The sequence below is a fragment of the Bradyrhizobium sp. USDA 376 genome, from assembly GCF_054063675.1.
The window spans coordinates 38,573-63,150 of the sequence record NZ_JBSSGN010000001.1; the positions used below are offsets into that span (position 1 = coordinate 38,573).

14 protein-coding genes and 8 pseudogenes are annotated in these 24,578 nt (G+C 59.8%); 8 read left to right on the forward strand and 14 right to left on the reverse strand.

The features are described from left to right. Window positions 1-52: 52 nt before the first annotated feature. The gene (gene istA / locus ACVJ19_RS00155) at window positions 53-1,594 is read left to right on the forward strand and encodes an IS21-like element ISFK1 family transposase (protein WP_060907903.1); all 1,542 of its coding nucleotides are present in this window, start codon (window positions 53-55) and stop codon (window positions 1,592-1,594) included. Window positions 1,595-1,612: 18 nt separating this feature from the next. Next, on the forward strand, window positions 1,613-2,374 hold the full coding sequence (gene istB, locus ACVJ19_RS00160; RefSeq protein WP_011090937.1) for an IS21-like element ISFK1 family helper ATPase IstB: 762 nt from the start codon (window positions 1,613-1,615) through the stop codon (window positions 2,372-2,374). A gap of 30 nt (window positions 2,375-2,404) precedes the next feature. On the opposite strand, the gene ACVJ19_RS00165 is transcribed toward istB, so the two are convergent. Then, a complete protein-coding gene (locus ACVJ19_RS00165) occupies window positions 2,405-2,608 on the reverse strand; it encodes a hypothetical protein (RefSeq protein ID WP_453947779.1) in 204 nt (67 codons plus the stop codon). A 116-nt stretch (window positions 2,609-2,724) separates the two neighbouring features. Continuing rightward, on the reverse strand, window positions 2,725-2,895 hold the full coding sequence (locus ACVJ19_RS00170) for a hypothetical protein (protein WP_162130978.1): 171 nt from the start codon (window positions 2,893-2,895) through the stop codon (window positions 2,725-2,727). Between the two features lie 75 nt (window positions 2,896-2,970). Here ACVJ19_RS00170 and ACVJ19_RS00175 point away from each other — a divergent pair. After that, window positions 2,971-3,177, forward strand: a pseudogene (locus ACVJ19_RS00175) (IS256 family transposase); the annotation flags it as partial. Between the two features lie 481 nt (window positions 3,178-3,658). Here ACVJ19_RS00175 and ACVJ19_RS00180 read toward each other — a convergent pair. Beyond that, window positions 3,659-3,781 (reverse strand): hypothetical protein, encoded by a 123-nt coding sequence (locus ACVJ19_RS00180; protein ID WP_256461606.1) that lies wholly within the window; start codon window positions 3,779-3,781, stop codon window positions 3,659-3,661. A 91-nt stretch (window positions 3,782-3,872) separates the two neighbouring features. Then, window positions 3,873-4,610 carry a glycoside hydrolase family 12 protein gene (locus tag ACVJ19_RS00185; protein ID WP_014497847.1) on the reverse strand — a complete coding sequence of 246 codons (738 nt, stop codon included), beginning with the start codon at window positions 4,608-4,610 and terminating at the stop codon, window positions 3,873-3,875. A gap of 293 nt (window positions 4,611-4,903) precedes the next feature. Here ACVJ19_RS00185 and ACVJ19_RS00190 point away from each other — a divergent pair. Then, window positions 4,904-5,233: pseudogene (locus ACVJ19_RS00190) on the forward strand (IS256 family transposase); the annotation flags it as partial. A gap of 243 nt (window positions 5,234-5,476) precedes the next feature. Here ACVJ19_RS00190 and ltrA read toward each other — a convergent pair. The 6 genes and pseudogenes from ltrA to ACVJ19_RS00220 all read right to left on the reverse strand — a co-directional run bounded on the left by ltrA (window position 5,477) and on the right by ACVJ19_RS00220 (window position 14,239). After that, window positions 5,477-6,793, reverse strand: coding sequence for a group II intron reverse transcriptase/maturase (gene ltrA, locus ACVJ19_RS00195; protein WP_259261160.1), 1,317 nt, complete (start codon window positions 6,791-6,793; stop codon window positions 5,477-5,479). A 501-nt stretch (window positions 6,794-7,294) separates the two neighbouring features. Further along, a complete protein-coding gene (locus ACVJ19_RS00200) occupies window positions 7,295-7,486 on the reverse strand; it encodes a hypothetical protein (protein WP_014497849.1) in 192 nt (63 codons plus the stop codon). A gap of 17 nt (window positions 7,487-7,503) precedes the next feature. Further along, complete coding sequence (locus tag ACVJ19_RS00205) at window positions 7,504-9,870, reverse strand: LPS-assembly protein LptD (RefSeq protein WP_223153708.1); 2,367 nt, start codon at window positions 9,868-9,870, stop codon at window positions 7,504-7,506. Between the two features lie 1,269 nt (window positions 9,871-11,139). Next, window positions 11,140-11,922, reverse strand: a pseudogene (locus ACVJ19_RS00210) (IS5-like element ISBj2 family transposase). A 398-nt stretch (window positions 11,923-12,320) separates the two neighbouring features. Then, window positions 12,321-13,157, reverse strand: a complete 837-nt coding sequence (locus ACVJ19_RS00215) for a hypothetical protein (RefSeq protein ID WP_453947780.1) — start codon at window positions 13,155-13,157, stop codon at window positions 12,321-12,323. 17 nt (window positions 13,158-13,174) lie between these two features. After that, window positions 13,175-14,239: an IS630-like element ISRj1 family transposase gene (locus ACVJ19_RS00220; protein ID WP_011084514.1), complete on the reverse strand. Its 1,065-nt coding sequence runs from the start codon at window positions 14,237-14,239 to the stop codon at window positions 13,175-13,177. A 1,864-nt stretch (window positions 14,240-16,103) separates the two neighbouring features. On the opposite strand from ACVJ19_RS00220, the gene ACVJ19_RS00225 reads away from it, so the two are divergent. The 4 genes and pseudogenes from ACVJ19_RS00225 to ACVJ19_RS00240 form a co-directional block, all read left to right on the forward strand. After that, window positions 16,104-17,233 (forward strand): IS3-like element ISRj2 family transposase gene (locus ACVJ19_RS00225; RefSeq protein ID WP_453947781.1). Its coding sequence is split into 2 segments (ribosomal slippage): window positions 16,104-16,356 and window positions 16,356-17,233, totalling 1,131 coding nucleotides; the frame shifts between segments, so codons are not numbered across the junction. Window positions 17,234-17,762: 529 nt separating this feature from the next. Further along, window positions 17,763-18,587 (forward strand): annotated as a pseudogene (locus ACVJ19_RS00230) (IS6 family transposase). A 249-nt stretch (window positions 18,588-18,836) separates the two neighbouring features. Beyond that, window positions 18,837-19,424 (forward strand): GNAT family N-acetyltransferase, encoded by a 588-nt coding sequence (locus tag ACVJ19_RS00235; protein ID WP_063629895.1) that lies wholly within the window; start codon window positions 18,837-18,839, stop codon window positions 19,422-19,424. A 286-nt stretch (window positions 19,425-19,710) separates the two neighbouring features. Then, a pseudogene (locus ACVJ19_RS00240) lies at window positions 19,711-19,959 on the forward strand (IS6 family transposase); the annotation flags it as partial. 397 nt (window positions 19,960-20,356) lie between these two features. Here the strand turns inward: ACVJ19_RS00240 and nopM are convergent. From nopM to ACVJ19_RS00260, 4 genes and pseudogenes are all read right to left on the reverse strand, one after another. Next, window positions 20,357-22,102, reverse strand: coding sequence for a T3SS effector NEL-type E3 ubiquitin ligase NopM (gene nopM / locus ACVJ19_RS00245; RefSeq protein ID WP_026312873.1), 1,746 nt, complete (start codon window positions 22,100-22,102; stop codon window positions 20,357-20,359). A gap of 417 nt (window positions 22,103-22,519) precedes the next feature. Further along, window positions 22,520-23,091 (reverse strand): annotated as a pseudogene (locus ACVJ19_RS00250) (IS66 family transposase); the annotation flags it as partial. A gap of 226 nt (window positions 23,092-23,317) precedes the next feature. Next, window positions 23,318-23,904, reverse strand: a pseudogene (locus ACVJ19_RS00255) (SbmA/BacA-like family transporter). A gap of 129 nt (window positions 23,905-24,033) precedes the next feature. Further along, a pseudogene (locus tag ACVJ19_RS00260) lies at window positions 24,034-24,577 on the reverse strand (DDE-type integrase/transposase/recombinase); the annotation flags it as partial. Window position 24,578: the final 1 nt, after the last annotated feature.

Here is a 24,578-nt window from a genome sequence, read left to right on the forward strand (position 1 = left end):
GCCGACAACTCAACCGGCTTAGGGATGACCTCGTGGTTAACGAGGAAGTCCAATGCCTACCCAGAGATTGTCGATGCGCCGGATCAAGGAAGTCCTTCGGTTAAAACATTTTCAAGGCCTGCCAGAGCGGGCCATCGCGCGGAGCGTGGGCGTCAGCAACGGCGTTGTGCACAGCTACCTGAGCCGCGCCCGCTCTGCTGGGTTGAGCTGGCCGCTTCCGGAGGGAATGACCGATGAAGACCTGGAGCTTTTGCTTTTCCCGGCCCCACGACCAGCGTCTCAGAGCCCGCAGCGGCCGGTGCCCGACTGGAGCTACATCGATAAAGAGCTCCGCCGGCGCAACGTAACCCGTCGCCTGCTCTGGGAGGAGTATCGCGCCGTTAATCCCGACGGTTTCGGGTACACGTGGTTCTGCACTACCTACGAGGCCTGGAAGGGGCGGGTCCGACCTTCGATGCGGCAGATTCATCTGGGCGGCGAGAAGGTGTTCGTGGATTTCGCCGGCGACACCATCGACATCGTCGATCCCCTGACCGGGGAAGTGCAGCCGATGAAGCTGTTCGTCGCGGCGATGGGCGCTTCGAACTACACCTACGCCGAGGCCTGCCCCAGCGAGAGCTTGGCCGACTGGATCCGGGCCCACGTCAACTTGTTCACGTTTTTGAGCGGAACGCCGACGTTCGTGGTCTGCGACAACCTCAAAGCCGCCGTCAGCAACCCCGACCGCTACGATCCCGGCCTCAATCGCACTTATGCCGAGATGGCGAGCCATTACGGCACGGCCATTCTCGCCGCACGGCCGCGGCGCCCAAAAGACAAGGCGAAGGTCGAGGTCGCGGTGCAAATCGCCCAGCGCTGGATTCTGGCCCGGCTGCGCAATCAGCGCTTCTTTTCCCGGGCCGAGCTCAACGCCGCCATCAAGACACTCGTCGACGAACTCAATGCTCGTCAAATGCGTGGCTTCGGCTCAAGCCGCGCCGAACTGTTTGCCGAACTCGACAAACCCAAGCTAACCCCGCTGCCAGATCAGCCTTATGCCTTCGCACGCTGGAAGCGCTGCCGCCTCGCTCCCGATTATCATGTCGAGGTCGACGGCCATTGGTACTCCGCGCCGTATCGTCTGATTGGCGAGCTGGTCGATGCCCGTATCGACGATCGGACGGTCGAGATCTTCCACAAGGGCCAGCGGATCGCCAGCCATGCCCGCGCGCCCAACCGACGCGGACACACCACCATCGCCGACCACATGCCCAGCGCCCATCGCCGCTACGGCAAATGGACCCCCGCCGCGGTGATCGCCGCCGGCGAGCGGATCGGTCCTTCGACAGCAGCGTTTTTCCAGGCCGTGATCGACGCCCGGCCCCATCCAGAACAAGGCTTTCGAACCTGCCTTGGCATTCTGGCGCTCGTCAAAAGCTACGGCGCCGAACGCCTCGACGCAGCCTGCCGGAGGGGCATCCTCATCAAGGCGCGCTCCGTCGCCTCGATTAGATCGATCCTCCAGAACGGCCTCGATCGCACGTTCTTCGACGAATCTTTCGAGCACCAGCCCCTGCGCCACGGCAACATCCGCGGACGCGACTACTTCCACTGAAGCAAGGAGAGACCCGGCATGCTTAACCACCCAACCCACGAACGGCTGATCGAGCTTGGCCTGACCGGAATGGCCAAGGCCTTCGAGGAGCAGCGCCGATCGCCCGATCTCGAAGCCCTGCCGTTCGAAGATCGCATCGGCCTGTTGGTCGACCGCGAAGCCGCCGAACGCGACACCAGGCGGCTCACCACGCGCCTCAAGATCGCCGCACTGCGCCAGACTGCTTGCGTCGAGGACGTCGATCTGCGCACCCCGCGGGGCATCGACCGCGCCGTTTTCGCCAAACTCGTCGAAGGTCGCTGGATCGATCGCCACGAGAATTTGCTCGTCACCGGGGCAACCGGCCTGGGCAAAAGTTGGTTAGCCTGCGCGCTCGGCCACAAGGCCTGCCGCGACAACCGATCAGTCCTCTATCATCGCGTTCCAAGGCTGTTCGAGGCGCTCGCGCTCGCGCGCGGAGACGGACGTTACGCTCGGCTCCTCAAAAGCCTCGGCCGCGCTCAGCTTCTGATTTTGGATGATTGGGGACTATCGGTGCTCACCGCCGCGGAACGCCGCGATCTGCTCGAAATCCTCGAGGACCGCCATGGCCGCGCATCCACCATCGTCACAAGTCAGCTCCCCGTGGACACCTGGCATGGAGCCATTGGGGACCCCACGGTCGCCGACGCCATTCTCGATCGCCTCGTCCACAACGCCCACCGCCTCCAGCTCACCGGAGAAAGCATGCGAAAACGCAGCGCCAAAACCATCACCCTTGACGGCCAACCAGAACACTGACTCTATCTCCCATCGGCCGTAGCGGGCTGCTCACGATCGTCTGAATTCAGTGCTCACGATCGCGCGAAATCGATGCTCACGATCCGTGAAATCCGCAGGCAAGGTCGTTGAATTGGCCGGCTGTAGCGGCCGGTAGACGCTAGAACGGGCGATGCCGAGCAACATGCATTGCCGACGGATCGACAGCGCCTGGTCGACGCGCTCGAGCATTCCTCGACGGTCCGGCGTGCTCATCTTCCGGACCTCCGCGCTAAAAACTCGCGCTCGACCGTCAGTTTGTCCGATCTTGGCGTGCAGCTTCTCGATCTCGCGTTCGCGCGTTTCCTTCGCTCTCGCGCCCGACACCCACGTCAAAAGCCGGGCCGCCTGGTCCAGCAGCTGCTTCTTCCAAGCATAGATCTGGTTCGGTGAACCTCATAGCGCTGGGCCAGATCGGCAGCCGTCGCCTGCTCCCGCACCGCTTCCAGTGCGATCTTTGCCTTCAACACCGCGTCGATCTTCCGTCGCGTCTTCTTCGTCATCATGCCCTCCGTCGATCAAACGGAGCGGCCCTTTTCCAACCTGGCCTCTCGTCCCAAAACCGGGGTCCATTTCAGGGCACCATTCGCCGGGTCACGCGCAACGTCAAACGCCGGCGGGATGCCGGTATGACCTTGCGATGGGTCGCGGCCGGCATGATCGAGGCCAACAAGGGTTTCCGATGATTGAAGGCGCATAAGAAATCGTCGGTTCTGCGTGCGGCCCTTCAAGCTCACCACGATCGCATGACGATCAAGCCCGTTGCCCACGTCACGAGCGCGGCGCTCAACAGCGATCGGGACATCTCCCGCTACCTTCGCTCACGAAAGGTCGCGCAGCGGGCATTGATCGTTCTCACCCAACTCGGCGAGGTGCGGAATGGCCCGTTTCAAGAACAGTGCCGAAAGTTCGGTGGTGATGCGAAAATCCAAAATTGCGTATTTCGCTCGCTATTTCTTTGAGCTTGTGAAAAACGGGCGCACTGCAAGGTAGGAGCAGCGGCACAGCTTTCGTCCGTTAGAATTGCTGGTCGTCCCACGACATGTTTCTCTCCTCGGGGGATTGCGAACGAAGATCGAGGGCGACTAGGCGAAGAGTCCACTTCTCGACGTCGCCCCCGCAACAAACCACCCAGCCCCCGACGGGCTGCCCACGCAGCGTGAGCATTGTGCGAATCGATTTTCGTCCGGTGCGATCAGCTCCACATGTTTGCTAGGGAGCTGTCGCATTGCCTGGCCGAAAATGTTCCTGAACTGAGTTGTTGCCTCACGTAATTTTCTCTCCACCGCTGGTAGCGCCAGATCCGTCACCTTTGATTGTTCTCGCAGCGGCTCCAAGGCGATCTTTGCCTTCAGCGCTGCTTCGATTTTCCGTCTCGTTCTTCTTCATGGTCTCCGTTTATCAAAACAAAACGGCATCCGCACCATCTGAGCCGCCGGTCCAAAATCCGAGGCCACTTCACCTCACCGACCGTGGGTACTCACCTCGATGTCAGGGTCCAATTATTGAAGTTGAAGTTCATCCCACCTGGAGAGGAGGTGATCTCAACGCCGTATTGGACGTTGCCGACGTTTATCTCCCCAAAGTACCCTTTAGACTTGATCCACTGCAGGACACTCTTGATATCCACCGTCCCACTGTTGGTCTTCGAAGTGCGCAGGAATGAGATGACCTTATGGTGATTTTCTCCTTGAAACACGTTCCAAGTCGCTCCGCCTACATCGACATTTGTGTAGATCGGTATCGCCGCCCCGGAAGAAGCGTACTTGTAAGAAATGGGCTTGACGTTGCCGCCACCATCGGGATTGCCGGTGTAATTCGTCCAGAGCATTATCTCATACTGATTTGAGCTATCCCAGATATCGTAGGCGACGTCCCAGGCGCCGCTAGTCGGAACTTCCTGATTGAAGTTCGAGATCAGAGTGTTGATCGAACTGAGCGGTTTGCCGACATTGAAACCCTCGTGGGGATAGCTCTTGATGCCACCAGTATCAGGCTGGTTCGACCACACCCCCCACTGGTTGACAGCACTCACCGAGATAGTCTGGGGTCCTGCGCCCCTGCCCCATACGTCGTTGTTCCAACTGTAGCCATCGATTGAAAAGCTCCCGTATTGAGCGCTCGAACTCCATATCGGAGCTTTTGCCGATATTGGCACAAGCGCAACACTGGCCGCACTCAGGGCCGCAAACACCTTTAGCTTTGACACGCTCGCCATTCTCAATCTCCAACCTGACCTTTGCCCGCTCGCCCCTCGCAAGAGTTGGGCCATTATGCGCAGAGCCAGACGTGCTATTTTTCTCGCGCTCCGGGTTGCGTTCCCGACAGGCTGGCGGATTTCAGACAGGGTCCCGCCGCAGGATTGGTTGGAATTGAAAGCGGCGTAGTCTCTGAGGTGATCAACCTCGAATCATCCGCCGTTTGGAGCGCCGGATCGGAGACCATGCCATGACCAGCAATGTCACAAAGATGCATTTCCCCGCCGTGTGAAAGAGAGACGGCTCCGCAGCTTTTCGAAATTGGTTCGATCCGGTTGAAACGGCGGTGCGGAAACCAACGCGGGAACTCATTAGAGGAATTGCTCCGCAGCGAGCTCGATGCGGCCCTTGCGCGGCCGCGCTACGGACGCGGCATGAAGGCCGGCCATGAGGGAACGCCCCGTTACGGGCATCGACACGGCAGCCAGCCGCGGTCGCTGACCGGTAGCTTCGGGTCGATTAAAATCGCGGTCCCGCGTGCGCGGCTTGACACCCGCGATGGGGGACGACCGAATGGAAGAGCCAATTGCTGCGGGCTTGCAAGGATCGCCTCAGCCCTGCCGAAGTAGACATCGACAGGAGTGAGGTTGTCGATGCTCTCATGATTGCGGACGTGATTGCAGTGTTCGACGAACCGGGACGAAGCGCATGGTATTGCGCGCGACAGCTTCGCTGATCGCCTCTGCGTCGGCAGCATCAGTCTTCCCGCGCTTGAGTAGAGTCGAGGAGAGGCGCGGTGATGCGCTTGTTGCGCGTTCCGTTTCCTCTCCCCGCTCATCAAACCGGACGTGCGGTTTTCCCGCATCCGGCTTTCCGACAGGTTTCGTCACAAGGCGCACGTCGGCGACACTTTGCGCACGCGGTTCAGCACAAGTACGCCAGGGTTCCCATAGATCTGATCAGAGAACCGTCTGACGCCACGTCCTGGCGTCTTATGTCGTCTGCGCAGAAAGGCGAGCACGCGGTCAAAGACGTGTCGATCAACGGCCTGATGAGCCGTAGCAAGCGAGCCATAGCTGAAGTAAGCGGACCAGCCGCGCAGAAGGCGGTTCAGTCGTGCTTGTACTTCGGGCCAAGCGCCCTTGTTGCCCGGCGTCAGCAGTTCGCTGACCTTCCTCTTGATCCGCAGCACGCTTTTCTTCGACGGAGCCGCGCCAAGATACCACCGCCCCCCATTGCGGAAGTGGCGGGGTCCGAGCGTGTACCCAAGGAAGTCAAAGCTTTCCAATCGGGCATTCTTCACCGAGGTTTTAGTCTCGTTGAGTGTCAGCCCAAGCTTGGTCATCACCGCTTTCGTCCACGTCAATGCGTCTTCCGCGTGGCCGCGGCTGAGAATGACGAAGTCGTCGGCATAGGAGATAATCTGGCCATGGAATGCTTCACACCGACCGCTGAGACGCCAATGCTTCAGGAACCGGTTCATGTAGATGACGGAGAGCAGCGGACTGATGACACCGCCCTGTGGCGTGCCACACTTGTTGCTCTTACCGCCGCTCATGCGCCGTTTCCCGTTGCTATCCCGCTCCTCGACCGGTACTCGCAGCCATAACTTAATCAGCCGCAGCACATTCCGGTCGACGATGCGTCGGGCCACCGATTTGAGGAGGTCCGAGTGCGGTATCGTGTCGAAGTATTTCGACAAATCGGCGTCAACAACATCTGTGTAGCCCCGGCACATAAGCCGGTGCACTTCCTTGACGGCATCGACCGCGTTGCGGCGCGGGCGATATCCATAAGCTCCGTCCTCAAAATCCGCCTCGAAGATCGGTTCCAGCACGATCTTTGCAGCAGCTTGGACGACCCGGTCCCGGATTGTTGGGATACCGAGCGGACGTTCGCCGCCGCCGGGCTTCGGGATCATCACCCGCCGCACCGGATCGGGCCGATAGGTCTTCGTGACGAGTTCATCGCGCAGGCCAGCCAACCATGCTTCGAGTCCCGACGCGTCGATCTGTTCGAAAGTTATTCCGTCCACTCCCGGCGCACCCGCGTTGGCGCGGGCCAGCTTGTAGGCATGGCTCAGAATGTCCTCGCGGCAGATCTTGTCGTACAGCACGTAGAAGCGGAAGGCAGGCTCCGCCTTCGCCTTACAATAAAGCTTTCTCTGAAGGCTCCTGATCTTATCGGGCGTTTCAAGGCTCATCGCCAATCTACCCTTTCCCTCGCCATCTTCAAAAGCGCACCTGAAGTCAGGGTCCTTTCCTCCGCCGGAATTACCCGGTTTCATCGGTACCTTTGACCCTGTCCGACTCCCGTCCGGTCCATCGACTACTCAATGCTGAAGGCGCGACCTTCGACCAAGACGGGTCTCCCCCGTATTACCCGTACTACCTTTCCAACGTGCCGTGCCCATTACCCCGGTGAACCAGACAGGTGCGTGCGTCGATTGCTTCCCTGTCCGCACGGCCTTCCCCGCCATACGATCGGGTCGGCATTCACATCGTAACTTTCGAGGCGTGCTCAGGCTTCACTCACGTTACGGCCCGCTGGATTGCTCGGCCGCCTAAAGCGACCTTTGTCACGAGGCTTCGATCCGTCCGATTGCTCGTCCAAACCGCTCGTCAGCTACCAGATCAATCGACAACTCTCTGGGTGGATCCTTCCTCCACTGGTAATACGCGCCGTCGGGGCGCACCGAATGGCTTCACATATTGAGGTAGCAGCAGTTTGACGTCATGACCCAAAGCCGCGATCTCGCGCGCCCAAAACCGACATGGCTGAAGTGGAACAGTTCTGCGCGTTCGTCGAACTCGAGCTTTCCCAGCACAGCCGTGACCGCCTGCCCGCTATTGCGCGCCTCGGTCGTGGTGGTGACGTCCCCCGACGTGACCCGCATGCGCCGCTATCCGTGCCTCAGAAGCCGATTGCGATCGTCCCGAATGTTCGTAGACCTATACTTAGCATGTAGGTCTCATTCAAGACGGGGGGCACGCCGCCTACCGTATAATTGTAGGATTTCAGATAGTTCAATCCCAGCACCAAGCAATCGTCGACATAGCCGGCACCGACCACATACTGGTTGATCTCGTTGGCCTCGAGGTCCCAGCGCGCCGAGCCCGTGACCACCCAGTTGGTCGCGACCTTCAGCGAGCCGGTGGTGAGGATGCCTTCGCGGCGGGTCAGATAGCCGAGCTCCGGCTGTGCCGCGTAGTTGCCGTACATCACGCTGATCGACCAGCGATCGAAGTTGGCGCGGCCTTCGGCCTCGAAACGCTGGACGTTCCAGGTCTGCTCGTCCATGCGGGAGCGGACGCTGAAGGTGTAGGTGCGGTTGGGCGAGTAGTCGATACTCGCCACGTAGTCGGAGCGGGGCTTGTCGAGACCGGAATCGAGGCCCGTGTTGATGGAGTCCCGGACCGCGTAGGAGTTCATGCCGAACAGCTGGTAGGACTGGCCGAACAGCACCTTGGCCGCGCCGCCCTTGTCGAACTGCGTGGTGGCCTGCACGCCGACATTGGCGCGGCCGCCGCCCTCGACGCGGTCGTAACCGGAGAACTTGTCGACGCTGAACAGGTTCGACGTTTCGAATACAAAACTCTGCGCATCCTCGTTGGGAAACTTGCCGGCATAAGTCTCGTTCGGGCGGATGATGATCTGCGCGATCGGCTCGACGGTGGTCGAGCCCCAGGGCTGAACGTTGATGAAGGGATAGCGGTATTCGAGGCCGACCGTCGGCATCAGGCGGAATGCCTGGGTGTCGCCGACCGGTAGGTAGTTCGACACGCCCGGCTGGTTCGAGACCGAGGAGTTGATTGCATCGGCGCGCAGGCCGGCGAACGGCGTCCAGATCTGGCCGAGCGGGTCGGTGAAGGATTTGCGCCACTGCGCTTCCGCCGACAGGCGGGTATAGGTGCCGGGGAAGCCGCGCAGCAGGCACTGCGATGGCGTGCGCGCGAGCGGATCGGCCGACGCCGTCGTGCACAGGCTGTTGGTGTTGGCGAGCGTGGTGATCGGATCGAACACGGCGCTGTCACGCGACAGGTTGACGGAGTTGGTCTTGTAGCTGAACTCGCCGCCGAACACCGGATAGTTGAGCACGTTCGAGTAGTCGATCACGGGGTAGACGATCGGGACCTTGTCCTGGTTGCCCGAGAAGCTCCGCCAGTACATCGTGCGTGCGTCGAAGAAGCTGCGATTGCCGGCGCCGGTCAGATAGAGCTGCGAGACCGCGTCGGTCGGCAGGTTCAGGAACGAACCGAGCGGGTCACGGTACTGCGACAGGCGGTAGTCCGAGAAGAAATAGTAGTCGGACATCACGACGCCGTCCCAACCCCAGACCCATTTGTCGTTCAGCGCGAACTGACCCTTGGTCTCGACGGCGCCGCGCCACTGGCGGTCGCCGGGCTGCCCGGCGAAGGCGCCGCGATCGAGCTGGTCGATGCCGTAAGCACGGATCTGGTAGGCGCCGCCCATCAGGCGCTGGCGGAACTCCGCCTGGAACAGCACGCCCTGCCTGGAGGTGATGCGCGGGTTGAAGGTCACGTCCATATCGGGCGCGATCGCCCAGTAGAACGGGACCTCCACGCCGTAGCCGTAGCCCGTGTTCGAGGTGAAGCCCGGCATCAGGAAGCCGGACTTGCGCTTCACGGTCGGGTCGGGCGTCGAGAAGTAGGGCATGTAAGCGAGCGGCACGCCGAAGAACTCGAGCTGCGCCGTCTCGAAGTACAGCATCTTCTCCTGCTGGTCGTGGATGATGCGGGCACCCTTGACCTGCCAGAGCGGTGGCTTCTTCGGATCGTCCTTGCACGGAGCGCAGGCCGTGTAGACGCCGTTCTCGAACACGGTGTAGTTGCCGCTGGAACGGTCGGCGCGCGTTGCGGCCATCCGTGTCCGGTCGGCGGTATCGACCCGGAGCGAACCGACGAATCCGTCGCGATAGTCGTCGGACAGATCGATCGTCTCGGCATAGGTGATCTTGCCCTCGGCATCCGTCATGCGGATGTTGCCTTCGGCATGGAGCCGCTTGGTCTTCTGGTCGTAGGCGACCTTGTTAGCCTCGACGCTGGTGCCGTTGTAGAACAGCTGGACGTTACCGACCGCCGAGATCCGCGAATTATTGTAGTCGTAGACGACCTCGGTCGCCTGAACCAGCATCTGGTTGTCGTTGGCGGCCTTCGGCGGCTTCGGACGCGGCGGCTGCGTATTGTAGGAGACGTTCTGCGCCGATGCCTTTACGACGGGGCCGAAACCAGTCGCGATGACAACGGCTATGGCAAGCAAGCAGTCGCAGACTAGCGACGTGAAGAGCCACGGATCGTGCCCTGGCGCAACCGCAGTCAGTTTGTGACGATGCGCAGCCACAGCCACTAACCTTTCCGTCGGGTCAGCAAGGCCAACAATCTGATGAAGCGGCCAACGCAGACTGGCGGCCAGACCGAAGTCTCCAGTTGCATGAACTCACACTTACTTGACGTCCTGATACAACTAGCCACAACAGCGAGCAGGAAAATGGTGAACACGTTACCTTAAATTCTCGGCATCGAGCCGTAGCACTGGCTCCAGCCCTCTTGCGGTTGCGCAGAAACCCTCGGCAATCGACGCGAACCGCTACGCTGAAATCTCTTCAAGTCGGCCTCGCTTCGGCCCAGGGAATTCGTGCTGAAGGCGTCGCGCTGGAAGGTTTGCGGAAGCATGTGATGGCTGATCTGACGGGTTATCAGGTTCATCCGAACCGAACTATGCCTGGAAGCACAGCTACTGGAGCAAGCTGCGAGAGCCCAGGAGCAGCAGCAGCGCTATGGGCGGAGCGCGAAATGCCGATCGCGGAGAAACTCCGCGTCTCCGATAGGCGATCTTGGGCGGCAGCTTTTTCAGCAAAGGGATCAGGAACACGAGCAGTCCGCGCTCATTGGCCAAAGCTTTGACGAACTGTCGGTCCGCCGACCATGCCACTTGGTTCGCGTGGGTCGTTCCGATATCTGTCAGCTGCGACCTACTCCGAAGGATGCTGATCTGTTGTTGTTGCGGCGAATATGCCAGCTGCTTGCTAATCGGCCGTTTCACGCCCCCCGGCGCATGACGGCCATTATGCGGGCCGGGAGCCATGCGGTGAAGCGCGAGCGGGTGAAACCGTTGATGTGCAGAATGGGAAGGCTCAGGGCGAAGCCGCGAATAACGCAACCGTCGGGGCCAGAGGCCAATGTTGTGTTCTGCTCCGCCGTTTGCGGATTGGTGCCAGAGGATCAGACACAGCTTCACTGCTGGCCCAAAGTCGGCCGGGCCGGCCTGCCGCGGGCTAGAAGCGCAATGGTTGTGGCTTCCCAAAGACGAACTCCAGATCGCATCATGCACTCCGCTGCCCCTTCCTGTCCAATAACGAGCGCCTGCGCAAACGAAGCAAGCTGCGTGCCGCTCGAAGATGGAGATCCTCAAGCGGGTTTGTTCATGGTACATGCGTCCGGTTGTGGACATTGGTCCGAACCAGACAATCGAGTCCTTGGCAGTGATATCGGTAGTTGGTGGAACGCACGATTGCACTAGGGTCCAGACTCAATTGAGCCAATATGCGACGAGAGCGGCGAGATGAACAGCGGCCAAAAAATTACGGGCGAGCTTGTCATATCGCGTGGCGATGCGCCGGAAGTCCTTGAGCCTGCAAAAGCAGCGTTCGATGACATTTCGTCCTTTGTAGGCGCGTTTGTTGAAGCGATGGATGACGACACGGTTAGATTTATTGGGGATTACGGGCTTGGCGCCACGACGAATGATTGCGCCGCGAAGCTTGTCGCCATCATACCCTTTGTCGGCGAGGAGCACGCTCATGGGTGGCGCGAGCGCCAGGACATCGGGAGCCGCAGCGATATCGGCATCCTGGCCTGGAGTCAGATGCAGGACGACCGGCCGGCAGAGCGGATCGCTCAGCGCATGGATTTTTGTCGTGCGGCCTCCGCGCGAGCGGCCGATTGCTTGATTGTGCTCCCCCCTTTTCCGCCGGAGGCACACCGGTGAGCTTTAATCGAGGTCGAGTCGAGCGACAGTACGACGCCGTCTTCGCCAGGCTTGGCCAGCGCTTCGAAGATTGCGCACCATCGTCCTCGCTTGGCCCAGCGATTGAAGCGATTGTAGATCGTCGTGTAAGGGCCGTATTCACGTGGACAATCACGCCATCGTGCACCCGATTGCAGCATGTGAATGATGCCGCTGACGATGCTTCGGTCGTCGTCCCGATCCGGCCCCGTCAGTCCCCTCGGCAGATGCGGTTCGATACGCGCCCATTGCCTGTCGTTCAGCCAAAACAAACCAGCGCGCATTCTCTCGCCCCCGAATCAACACGTAGGCAAGAGAATCACGTGGCGCTATTTAGGTACAGACCCTAGTGCGCGCAAGCGCTCGTCAGCCCAGATGGCAATTGATGAGGGCGCGCCGCCTGTGTTCGATGGGACGGACCAGATGGTCGATCGCCGACGCCTAAGCTATGAAGAGCTGCCTGCCAGTTGTCCGCTAATGGCCCGCAACCCGACGCGTCCACACGATTATCAAGCGACGGCAGGCACTGCACTTTTCAATTCGGCTCGCTCCACGGCCAGCGGGCGGTGCTCGACGACATGGAATGGCTGGGCGACGAGCATATCGGGCGAATTACGCCCTCCTGTTACAGGAGTTGAAGAGGGACATTCCGGATCTGGCGGCCCGGACTCGTTCGTGGAGTTCGTGACAACCCATGTGCTGCGCTACACTATCCTTCCGCTTTCATTATTATTCCCGAGCAGGCAACCGCCCATAATGCCATTTGTTGCATTAGCAGCCCAGTTGTTCGCAAACAAATCATCGACATCCTTGCTCGGGAGCCCCCCACCGGGATTCGCCGCTTGTTGAACAAAGGCTTGCGCCAGCGAGTGCCGAAACGCAGAGATGCTTTCCGCATCCATGGGCGAGATCTCGCAGACCAAAGCTTTACTGTCGGCATCCATTAAGACCTGTGGACCAAAAGCAGTACCGCTCGGGTTTGACGCCATAATCAACGTGAAGCTAATTTTGACCCCGGCCGAGGTCGTAAAACTATGAGATGCCAAAGAAACTAGCCTCTGCATCAGCATCGAACTGACAGGCGCCTCCGCACGGAGAGCCGGACCATTCTGCCGGAACGATCTTGCAGGAGCGAACGACGCCACTCGAGGCCCTTTGTCTGCTCTCCTCTTTAGAACGTCTTCGTCGGGATAATTTGACGGCTCGTCACCGCTCAGCGTCATCGATCGATAGCGCAGACGCGAGGGCGCTGGAAGAATCACAGGAGCCAATACAGCGTTGCACGGTGCACCCGCATTAGCCCCATTGAAGCTGAACAGATCCGCACCCCGCTCAAAGAGCTCCCCTCGTATGGGCTGGTTGTCACTGAAAAGATGGAGGGCTTGGCATTCCGACTGAAAATTATCAACAAGTAGGATGGAAGAAACAATCAGCATCCCGGCACAATCACTCCGATAGCCGGAGCGTTTTGCCATGGCTCCGCGGTTGCTCACCACCAGCAAAAGCAAGGCCGCAAGCACGCTCACGAAGTACAAAAACACCAGCCTAGTACCCGGAATCAGAGCTGAGTGATACGGCGGCCTTTGAAACGGCGTTGACGGACCTTTTTCTTGGTCCAGACGAAGGGCTCGGCTCTGTCGTTGTATGCGTTGACGTAGGCATCGATGTGTTCCTGAAGCTGCTTGAGGCTCGTGAAGGAGGTGCCGCTGAGCGACTGCCCCTGCAAGATGGAAAACCATACTTCGACCTGATTGAGCCATGACGCACTTGTCGGCGTGAAATGAAATTGCACGTTGGGGTGGGCCTTGAGCCAGTCCTCGTTCTTTTTATGGGTGTTGAGGTTGTCGAGGATGACGTGAAGCTTGCGGTTCGGAAAAGTCGCGGTGACGCTGTTCATGAAATCGAGAAACTCGACGCGGCGCCGGCGTTTTGAATGGGTCGCGATGATCTTTCCGGTGGCGACTTCGAGCGCCGCAAACAATGTTGTGGTGCCATGCCGCTTGTAATCGTGGCTTTGGCCGGTTAAGGCGCGGCCATTGGGCAACTTCAGATAACCCTGCGCTCGCTCCAAAGCCTGGATCGAGGGCTTCTCGTCCACGCACAGCACAATGGCCTTCGCCGGCGGCGCGACATAGAGGCCGACAACATCGGCGGCTTTGGCCGTAAAGTTCGGGTCGTTGCTCTCGCACCAGGACTTGCGAGCCACCAGGTCAATCTTGTGGCTGCGCAGGAACCGCCAGACATATTGGACATCGACATCGCCCAGCGCCTCGGCCAGCAGGGGGCCGGTCCAGCGCGCAAACCCTTGCGGTGGCGGCTTATCCAGCAGCTTCAGAATCCGCTTGTCGGTCGTCTTCGTATAGATCGGCTGCTTGCCAGGCCGCGGCTTGTCTTGCAGCCCTTCAAGGCCATGGTCGGCATAGCGATGCCGCCAAAGGCTGACAATCCGCGGCTGGACCCCAACTTCCTTGGCGATCGACCGGGTGCTGCGCCCATCCGCCGCCAACAGAACTATCCGCGCCCGCTTCAAATCGCGCTGCAACGTCACCGGTGAGCGACAGCACGCCTCAAGCACCTTGCGATCTTTCCTCGAAAGGTGGACTTCTCTTGCTTCGGGTATCATCCCGACCTTGAATCACGACTCACGTTCCAAGAAAAGTGGGTACTAGTGAACTCAATCGATACGGCCCTCATCAGAAGTTCCTTCACCCCGATGTTATGGGGCATCACGTGCTAACCGATGTCCGCCCTGCACTGAGCCCTGATGCCACATTCATGCCAAAGGCCCCTGTTGTTTGCGGACGCTTGTCACTTGCGTTCGCCAAACGACGTCCGGGTATAAACCCCTTGCTGAGCAGATCGACAATCTCGATGTCCTAAGAACAAATGGCCGTCGGCATCACGTCTGATAAGTCCGACCGCTGAGGGCGGAGACGCCAAGCCAACGCGACCTTATTGCTTGAAGCCTAGTTTCATGTTGCCTCAGAGTAAGCTGACGACCACGGCGCTCGTGGCGACACGCGAGAAGGCAACCTTCAGCACCCCCCCTGGAAAAGCGATCCGAGATGTTCGTCCGCGAACCAAGCAAGGGACGTGTCGATGAAAATCGCAGCTGCTCTGCGTCTTCTACGAATGTTTGTAGCGTCGGAAGTCAGACATTGTTTCAGAGCTGACAATCGACTCTGTTAAAGTTCTGACAACACGCTGCGCAAGAAGGGGTGGCATCCCGGTCCATAGTCCAAATATTGTCATCAGAACTTTAGCGATGATCAGAGCTACAGCTGTGATGCAACGGGCAGCGTGACCGTTTCCGTATATGGTAAGAACGACCGGAGCGCAGGGGACTGCGCTCCCATTTTCATGGGGCATCTTTTTCCAAGGCACCACGTCAGGAGTGTATTGTCGCTCTGTCAGTGGCGAGAACACTTCCGCTGGTTCTGGCGACAGCGACGTTCGGCGCCGGTGCGCTCGTATCCATAACCGACGCTACATTGAACGCGCGCCGAACCAGACGGCTGCAGACCGCAGCATTTCTCACCTGAGCGTAGGCACGGATCGCACAGCTGTCCCTGTGCTGCGGTCTATGGTGGCAAAGAAAGAAGGAGCAGACTGCAATCAATCCTACGACGAATACGGGACGCGACATTTCCCCTCCTCATTTAAGGACAGCGGCAGTCCATCTACCATCTGTGAAATCAATCGTCCGCTCGACCGCGAGCCCCCCGGCTCCCTTGTGCGGAGAGCTCGCTCTATTTTTCGACATCGGGTATTCGACAATACCTGACACTACCGGAGCGCCGTCGCTTCCGTCGCGCGGCACAAGGGCTCGATCCTGCACGCCGACTTTCCTATACGGTGCTATTGCAAAGTGGCGGCCGTGTCTCAGAGGTTCTGGCGCTCACAGCTGCTGCTGTTGAACTGAAAAGCGGAAGCGTAGCGCTTCTGACCCTCAAGCGTCGAAAGAGTGACGTGGTACGACAAATTTCCCTACCGCTGAAACCCGGCCGAGGCGCGAATGGAGTTTCCGGAGTTGGCTGAGGTGTGGGCCACGATCTTTCCTGCCGTAGAGAAGGCGGCGGAGGAAGCGGAGCGAAAGTTGCGCGATTTCGTCGCTCAAGTCGGGTAGTAGAAATTTGCGGCGCTCACGCGCCGCCGAATTTTCAGACCGGGATGCCGAGCTTCTTCGCCTTGTCGCCCAGATTGTCCTGAATTCCCGCGCCCGGGACATGCATCACGCCAATCGGCAGCTCGTTGAGCATCGATTTCCGTTGTCAGGGTTGCAACGGCGTCAGTCGATGCCTCCGCGTCAGCCCTTCCAGCGATCTCTCCAGGTCGTCCCGACGCATCAGGACGGCGGCGTCCGTATCATTTACGGTTCGGTCGAGCTCTTGAGTTCGTGAGAGCTGGCCCCGCAAATTCGGACAGTAGCTTGAGTGGATTTTCTGCCTGACAGCGGCGAGGATTCTTGCTGCGAATCAGGAGCGAAGATGACGAAGAAGAGCCGCCGGACGCATTCTCCGGCATTCAAGGCGAAGGTTGCTTTGGCTGCGGTCAAAGGCGACAAGACACTGGCGGAGCTGGCGCAACTGTTTGATGTTCATCCGAACCAGATCACGATCTGGAAAAACCAGCTCCTGGAAGGCGCCGCCGGCGTGTTTGGGCATGACAAGACATCGGCCGAGACGCCGGTCGATTTGAAGGCGTTACATGCCAAGATCGGCGAGCTGGCGTTGGAAAACGATTTTTTGTCCGGCGCGCTCACCAAGGCGGGCCTGCTGAGCGCAAAGCGATGATCGACCGCGATCATGATCTTTCTATCGTGCGCCAGGCGAAGGTCCTGAAGCTGGCTCGCAGCACGGTCTACTATGAACCTCGGCCAGTTTCGGCCGAGGACCTTGCCTTGATGCGTCGGCTCGATGAGCTGCATCTCGATTATCCCTTCGCGGGAGCGCGTATGCTGCGATCGTTGCTGCGGCGGGAGGGCGTATACGCCGGTCGCCGCCACATCGCGACGCTGATGAAGCGCATGCGGATCGAGGCGGTCTATCGTCGCCCGAAAACGAGCAAGCCGGCTCCGGGTCACAAGATCTACCCGTACCTGTTGCGCGGATTGAAGATCGAGCGGCCCGACCATGCGTGGGCAATGGACATCACCTACATTCCGATGCGGCGTGGCTTCGTCTATCTCGCGGCGGTCGTCGATGTGTTCAGCCGACGGGTCCTGGCCCATCGCGTCTCGATCACAATGGAGGCGGCCTTCTGCGTCGAAGCGGTCCAGGAGGCGTTGGCGAAGCACGGCAGGCCCGAGATTTTCAACACGGATCAGGGCAGCCAGTTCACCAGCCTCGAGTTCACCGATGTGCTGCTGGACGCGAAGATCGCCATCAGCATGGACGGCAAGGGCGCCTGGCGCGACAACGTGTTTGTCGAGCGGCTCTGGCGCACGGTCAAATACGAAGAAGTTTATCTCCGCGCCTACGACAGCGTGTCCGAGGCGCGAGCGTCAATTGCCAAGTATCTGGCCTTCTACAATCAGGGACGCCCTCACTCGAGCCTTGACGGGCGCACGCCCGACGAGGCTTACTTCGGCACGCAAGCTATGGTGATGGCCGCATGACCGTCGCCGACGGTTTTGTCGTCGCTCTGGTCGGGCTACGCCCTCCCGACGCAACGACAAAACCGTAAAGCCCCGCGTTCAGCATAACCCGGCAGGAATCCACTTAAATCCAGCGGGGCGCTGTCCAAACAACCGGGGCCAGCTCTGTGTTCGTAGCGCTCTGGACACAGCCGGGTCGGTGGCAATCAGCGGGAACACCTGACCCTGCGACCGGGCGATATCCTGACAGGCCATATTGAAGGCCCCTTCGGCTGAAGCGCGGCGATTCTTCGCGGCCTCCATTCCCGCGGCAGCTTCCTCGCAGCGAGCGCTCGCCGACTGGAACGCGCCAGCAGCAGCGGATTTCGCCTCCCACGCCTTGGCGAGGGTTTCGTGGGCCGTTCGACGACCTTCGTTAATCCGGGTCCGGTGACTCGCGGTCGCCCCACCGTCAAGAAGTTCAGCTCAGGCGAACGCTTCTCTACCAGTCGACGTTGTTTGGGTTGGGCCGCGCTCTGCGTCGATTTGCGACCGTGAATGCTCAAACGAGATGGCCGCGACCGCGCCGTCCGGCTCCGTTGCAGCGTCATTTCGAGCTCACCAGCCCGCTCACGCAGTGCACCGTACTTTTGCGCAACCGCTGAAAGTCTGTCGGCGCAGCCCACCGGGGCGGCGTCAATATGCCGTTTGGTTGTAGTTCCCGTTTCCCTTAAGCTTGCGCATAGTCGAGGAAATGCTGGAGGCGCGTGGCACTGTTGACCTATGAAGCCGTGCGCCAGTGGGGACCGAAATTCGGCAAGGCGTTCTCCGATCGGTCCGCGAGCGCGCTCCCGCTCGCGGTGACAAATGGCATCTGGACGAGATCGTTATCTCGATCGCGGGCGAACAACATTAGCTCTGGCGCGCTGTCGACCAGAATGGCTTCGTTCTCGACGTCTTGATCCAGCGCGGAAGAGACTCGCGCGCTGCGCAGCGGCTCAGGAAGAAGCTCTTGAAATCCGCCGGCACGCCGCCGCGCGTGATGATCACGGACAAGCTTCGTTCGTACGGCGCTGCGAGGGCAAAGACGGGCCTTTGGGTCGAACATCGCCAGCACAAAGTTCTCAACAATCGGGCCGAGAATTCTCATCAGCCGACGCGACGACGCGAGCGGATCATGATGCGTTTCAACTCCTCCAGGCCCACCGATTTCTGTCAGTTCACGATCAGGTCTCGAACCTTTTCCACATCCCCTATCCCGGAGCCCTGACTGCCGACTTCCGTCGTGCTTGGCACGAGCGAGCCTTTGCGACTTGGCGCGAGATCTCCATGACAAGCGCTATCGCCGAATCTCGAACCTTTGAGAAGCGCCTCCTTCAGCTCAGCGGTCGGTTAAGTTGACGATGCCGTCGCTCGACATTCAGTATGGCACAGGGATTGCAGTGATGAAAAAGCGCTCCGGAAGCTGAGCACGGCGAGCCGGTGCCGGGCGATGGATCTATTCTGAGTCGTTACGGAACATGACCATCAGCGGGCAGAACCCAGGTGCAGCCGGTCGATATCAGGAATCTGGTGATCGGCCACGTCTTCTTTATGTCGTGCCACGTAACTCTGACAGGTAGACAGAAAATTTGGAACCCACATTATGCCGGCGGAGTCGGATATCAAATGTGCGAATGCAAACATTCGAACAAGCACCGTCTGGACAATTGTGCTCGGCTTTGCCGCCGATCCATTGATGCGGTGGAGTTGGCCTGACGCAAGCCAATATCTTCGGAGCATGCCTCGGTTCGTTAACGCCTCTGGTGGACCAGCATTCGAGCACGGCACAGCATACGTCACGGAAGGGATCCGCGCCGCAGCCCTGTGGCTGCCGCCTGGCGTGCAGCAAGACGAGTCCGCGTTAGACGAAATAATGGCGCTGTCCCTGAACCCGGCGATCACCGAAGATATGGCGCTCCTGCGGCAGGAAATGGCCGAACATCATCCGTCCGAGCCGCATTGGTACCTGCCTCTCATCGCGGCCGATCCGAACTGGGTCGGACAAGGACTTGGCACATTGTTGATGAAATACGCTCTTCAACGATGCGATGAGCAGGGCATTACCGCCTATCTGGAAAGCTCGAATCCCGATCACATCCCCTTTTATCAAAGCCACGGCTTCGAGGTCATTGGCAAAATACAACATGGTTCTTCGCCGCCGCTCACGCCAATGTTGCGAGCAGCCAAATAAAGCGAAATTCAAAGCCTGTGTTCGCATTGGCTCACGAGGGCCACCTTTCAGCACTGCTTACGTATTGTCTGCGGCGGCGCTGATTATTTCGCCAGCAAGTATTGGGGCGACTCGGGCTCGCGGCGATGCTCCATGATGTCGGGAAGCTACCATTCCGCTGACGCTGTTCGACAAGCCGGGCCGTCTAAATGAGGAAGACAGCAGACTGATCGAGACACATCTGGTCGACGGCTTCGGAAGACTCTGGATGGCGTTAAGTTAACGAATTGGAGCCGCCGAGGGGGTGGTGACGACCAGCACGCCGACCGCCCGGACCCCTCTTTATCGCCGCCATCGCTTCCCACCGGAAGTAATCAGCTATGCCGCTTGGTTGTATTTCCGGCTTCCTCTCAAGCTTGCGCATGGTCGAGGACGTGCTGAAGTGCTGGCGGCGCGTGGCATTGGCGTGACCTATGAAATCGTGCGCCAGTAAGAACGAAAACTTCGGCAATGCGTTCTCCGATGGATCCGCTCGCGCGCTCCCGCTCGTTCAAACGACTGAGAGCATGCACTTGACCGACCGCGACAATCGCGATGATCAAAGCCGGTTGTTGACGCGTCGATTTCGCTCGCCCGAGGACGAGTACGAAGCAAAGGCGGCGCGCGGTCACGACAGAATTCCGGCGGAGCATTCCGCAGCCCGGTAGAAGGCCCGGGCATCCCGTCTTACAAGGAATCGGCAATGAGGCTGCGCGCCGACCATTTCATGCTGCCGCACACCGTGCGATCTTCACGGCGGTAGATGCGTGCTGCCTCAACGGGCCGCGCCTAAGCCTCCTCGCTCGAGCGCCAATCGGCAATCGTCAGCTCAAAGATGATGTCGATTGCAGGATCCATCTTGAGGCAGCGCCACAGAGCAACGAAGAATATCCCCGCGGGACTGTTGGGAAGTCTTATTGTTCTAGGCCGCGCTCTGCGAGCAGCCGGTGCATGACCTCGCCTTTGATCTCGCCTGCGATTTGGTTTCGGACTTGGGCTCCGAGCACCCGCTCGGCATCGACGTCGCCCACCAGACCATGTTCGGCCAGTCGCTGATCCAGACGGCTTTGGAACTCTTCGCCCATGGCTTCGACGAGCCGGTCTTGCATCGCTGCATGTTCGTCTGGAGCGATGCGCCTCAGCACCGTCTCCCAGGGTTGCCAGCGGCTTGCCATGAAGTCGGTGAACTGGCTTGCTTCCCGCTCCCGGACCAGGTCGAGCGCCTCCGTCGCATCATCCTCGCTTACGTGAGAGACCGCCAGGAAGCGCATGTCAGGGGCGACGTGACTGAGCTCCAGCGGCTCGCGCAGCCGATGTTGATAGGCCAGGTAGACTTCGATGTCGTCTACGTTCGGGTTGCCGCTGGCGAGCGAGTTGATCCTGTCGCGCGCGATCTCGTCCAACGCCTCCAAGCGGAACGCGACACGGCCGCGCTGGATCAGATCGCCAAGCCGATCGTCATATACCCCGTCCTCGACGTCAGCGTTGAGGCGCGCGGTCTGCATACCATTCCAGTGCAAGGTGACACGATCCTCGCAGCTCGCGTTGGCCTCGGACGCCTGCGCAAAGAACTGCTCGCGCAATGTCGGATTGGCGGCCGCCTGCTGCAGATCATCAGCCACTGCCTGCCGAAACTCGTCATTGCCGTAGTTCACGGTCTCTCGTAGCCTCTCCAGGAACTGCGCGTAGTCCTGGGCGCCTGGCTCATCCGCAAAGTGCTGCCATTTGGCCAGCGTCGCCGGGTCGTCTGCGAGCCATTGCGCGGCAGCCTCATATAGAGATTGCTGCGCAAGCTGCGGTGGCGCTTCAGCCGTCGCCAGATTAGCGAGGACGTCGTCCGGCAGCGGGTTATCCCCGAACTCGAGGTTCTCCAAATGCGGGTAGCTGAGACTAAGATTCGGTACACGCCCCTCAAGAAGATCCTCAGGCAGGCTGGTCAGCCGGTTACCGCTGAGATTGAGCGATTGGAGGGTGCTCGGAAGGGGGGCGGGGAGGTCGGCCAATTGATTGCTGCTGACATCGAGTTCAATGAGCCCCGATGGGAGGTAGTCGGGGAGGTCGGTCAGCTGATTGCCACTAACCGCGAGCGAGGTGAGCCTGCTCGGGAGAGCGTCCGGCAGGCTAGTTAGTCGGTTGTCGCTTGCGTTCAGGATCTCGAGCCCAGCCGGAAGGTTGGCCGGCAGACTGGTCAAGCTGTTATCGGCCACCTCCAGCCGAGAGAGGGTCGCCGGAAGAGCGTCCGGCAAACTGATCAACCGGTTATGGCTAATGAGAAGATGCTGAAGACCGGGTGGGAAGCTAGCGGGCAGGCTGCTTAGCTCGTTGTGCCTGGCGCGCAGTTCCAGCAATCTTGGCGGCAGGGCGGCGGGCAAAGCGGTCAGGGAGAGGGAGGACAAATCCAGCGAGTGCGAGCCAGTGTTGTCCGCCCCCCTAATTCGTGCGCGTCCCTGTCGCCGATTCTCGGCTTCGCCCTGCCCCTCTTCGGCCGCCCAGTTGTCCAGCAACTGCGCGCGCGCGGAGGCCGGGGTCCGATATCCTGTCATGGCTTCGAGCAAATCCGCCACGGCTCGGCTGAAGCCGCTGAGGTAACTTTCCTGCTCCCCCTCTTCAGAAGCGGCCGAGGAAGAACCTGCACTCCACTGAGCCTGTCCTGTGTTCATCAATATCTCCATCGCCAAAACAAGAATACCCCCGCTCCTCAAGGTCGCGAAGCAGGCCGGGTGTCATGATCATTGTTCACACGAGCCCAAACGCGCAAATGGATCGATACTGCTGCGAGGCTTCCTGCCATTTCGTTGACCAGATAAGTCCCGGAGGGCCGTCAACGTGGCAGCGTTCTGCCCTTAGCAGGCCTACCTGTCGATAAGCTGACGAATGTCGCTGCAGAACCCCGGGTCGCCGGTTGCCAGCGGTGACCGAAGCAAGCCCGGTTTGAGGTTGAACCGGTCAAGCTTCGCAAAGACCAGCTTGGCCCCCATTGCCTTGGCATGGGCACCGCCAGCGCTTACGCGTTCGGAGCGTCTGCCACTCTTCGTTGCCACGTACTCGGTCGAAGGGTAAGCGGCAAGCTGCGGCCGTCAGGCGGCGTGGTTCCATGGCATAAGCGCGTCGATTTCGCCGCTCGGCCAGCCGTTGGCGATACGCTGAGGCGTTAGGCTGAGCCAGGCGCACGGATCGACGTTATTCATCTTTGCTGTCTGCAGCAGTGTTGCGATGGTTCGCCCAGGTTCGTCCGCCGCCGTCGCTACCGGCAAAGAGGCTATTCTTTCTCGTAATTGTTTGTGGTCAGATGGCGCGTTCAACGATGTTGGAGTCGAGCTCGATGCGAACCATCAGTCTGGAAGCGTTCGAAGATGGCACGGCGCGAGACGGCATAGCGGATTGCCTCAGCCAGTTTTGATTTTCCGGAAATCCGCCGCAATGTCTGCTGCCAGAGATCGAAGAGATCTGCGACGACCGCTGTGGAGGCTTGCTGGCGCGCGGCAACGCCTACGTCGGGGCTTTGACCGCGTATGGTCTTCTCGACCTGCCAGAGCTTCGCCATCCGCTCGACCGTCGCCGTTGCCACTTTCAAGCTTCCTGCAACATGCAGCTCATAGAACTTGCGCCGGCTGTGTGACCAGCAGCCAGCCAAGGTGACGCCATCTCTCTTGCGTGAACAACGGACGTATCCATTTCTTGATCTCTGGAAGCGACGCCGCCCACAACGCAAGCGTCTCCTCGATCGACGCTGCTGGCGTCCACGACCTCCGAATCATGGTGTCCATAGATTCAGACATCTCCTAAAAAGGCAACTGTAATGCTAGGATTACCCCTAGGACCTGCAGCGCTCGCGTCCGTCAAACAAGGCGGCCTCAATGGAGGGATACCTTCCATCAGCTGGATGGCTGGATCATCCGAAGGCTCTGGTCGCGCCGCGGAAGCGGTGGCGGAACGCAGCCTGGAAGGAATATCCGACCGCTCGCAAAGCGCATGGGGTCCTGCTGAACGCGCTGCGAGGCGCCTTCGATGGCGCGCAGCCGCGGCCAGCTTGCAACATAGATATCGTTCATCGCCGTCCGCCAGCGGAAGATGTAGTGACTGACGAAGAAACGCGTCATCACACCGACACGACCGCAACAAGAGCAATGCCGGCAAAAGTCGACAACTCGCTGTAGAACTGCTGGACCATCACTTGCGCCGATTTCGAAAGCGCGGCCTGGACAAGGTCATAGAATGGCCCATACCAGCTGTTGATGGCGACGCTGACCTGGACCTGAAAGTAGGAGGTGAACAGTATTAGCGCGGAGCCAAGAATCGACCACGTCGCCCAGGGGTGCGGCGCAACCAACATCCAGCCAGCCGCAAATATCGCGGCGCACGCGGCGAAATAGAGGTCGAACCAGAGAGCCGGCGCCGACGAGAACGTCGCCAACCCGACCTGCCTTTTGCGGCGCTTCGAACAGATTGCTCGCGAAGCCATACCAGACCAGCATCGTCAGTGCGGTCCAAACGATCGCCGAGAGAAAGAACAGCTTGGGTCGGGGGAAAAACGAGAGGTCCGAGCATCTGTGGCCTCTTGGATTACAGGAGACCGTCGGGCATCGTCAACTTAATCGACCGCCGAGCCGAAGGAGGCGCTTCTCAGTTCGAGATTCGGCTTGTCGCGGAGATTTCGCGCCAAGTCGCAAAGGCTCGCTCGCGCGAAGCACGACGGAAGTCGGCGGTGACGGCTCCGGGATAGGGGATGTGGAAAAGGTTCGCGACCTGATTGATCGTGAACTGACAGAAACCGTTGAGCCTGATCGGACGATTTGAAACCCTTCATGATCGGCTTGCGTCGCCGCGTCGGCTGATGAGAAATCTCGGCCCGATTGTTAAGAGCTTTGTGCTGGCGATGTTCGACGTGAAAGCCCATCTTCGCCCTCACAGGGCCGTACGAGCTTGTCCGTGATCATCACGCGCGGCGGCGTGCCGGCGTATTTCAACAGCTTCTTCATGAGCCGCTGCGCAGCGCGTTCGGCGCTGGATCAAGACGTCGAGAACGAAGCCATTTTCTGGTCGACAGCGCGCCAAAGCCAAGTTGTTTGCCCGCGATCGAGAAGGCGCTGCTGCAAAACTACGGGGTGACCACCTGAGGGCCGTGTCCGAGATCGG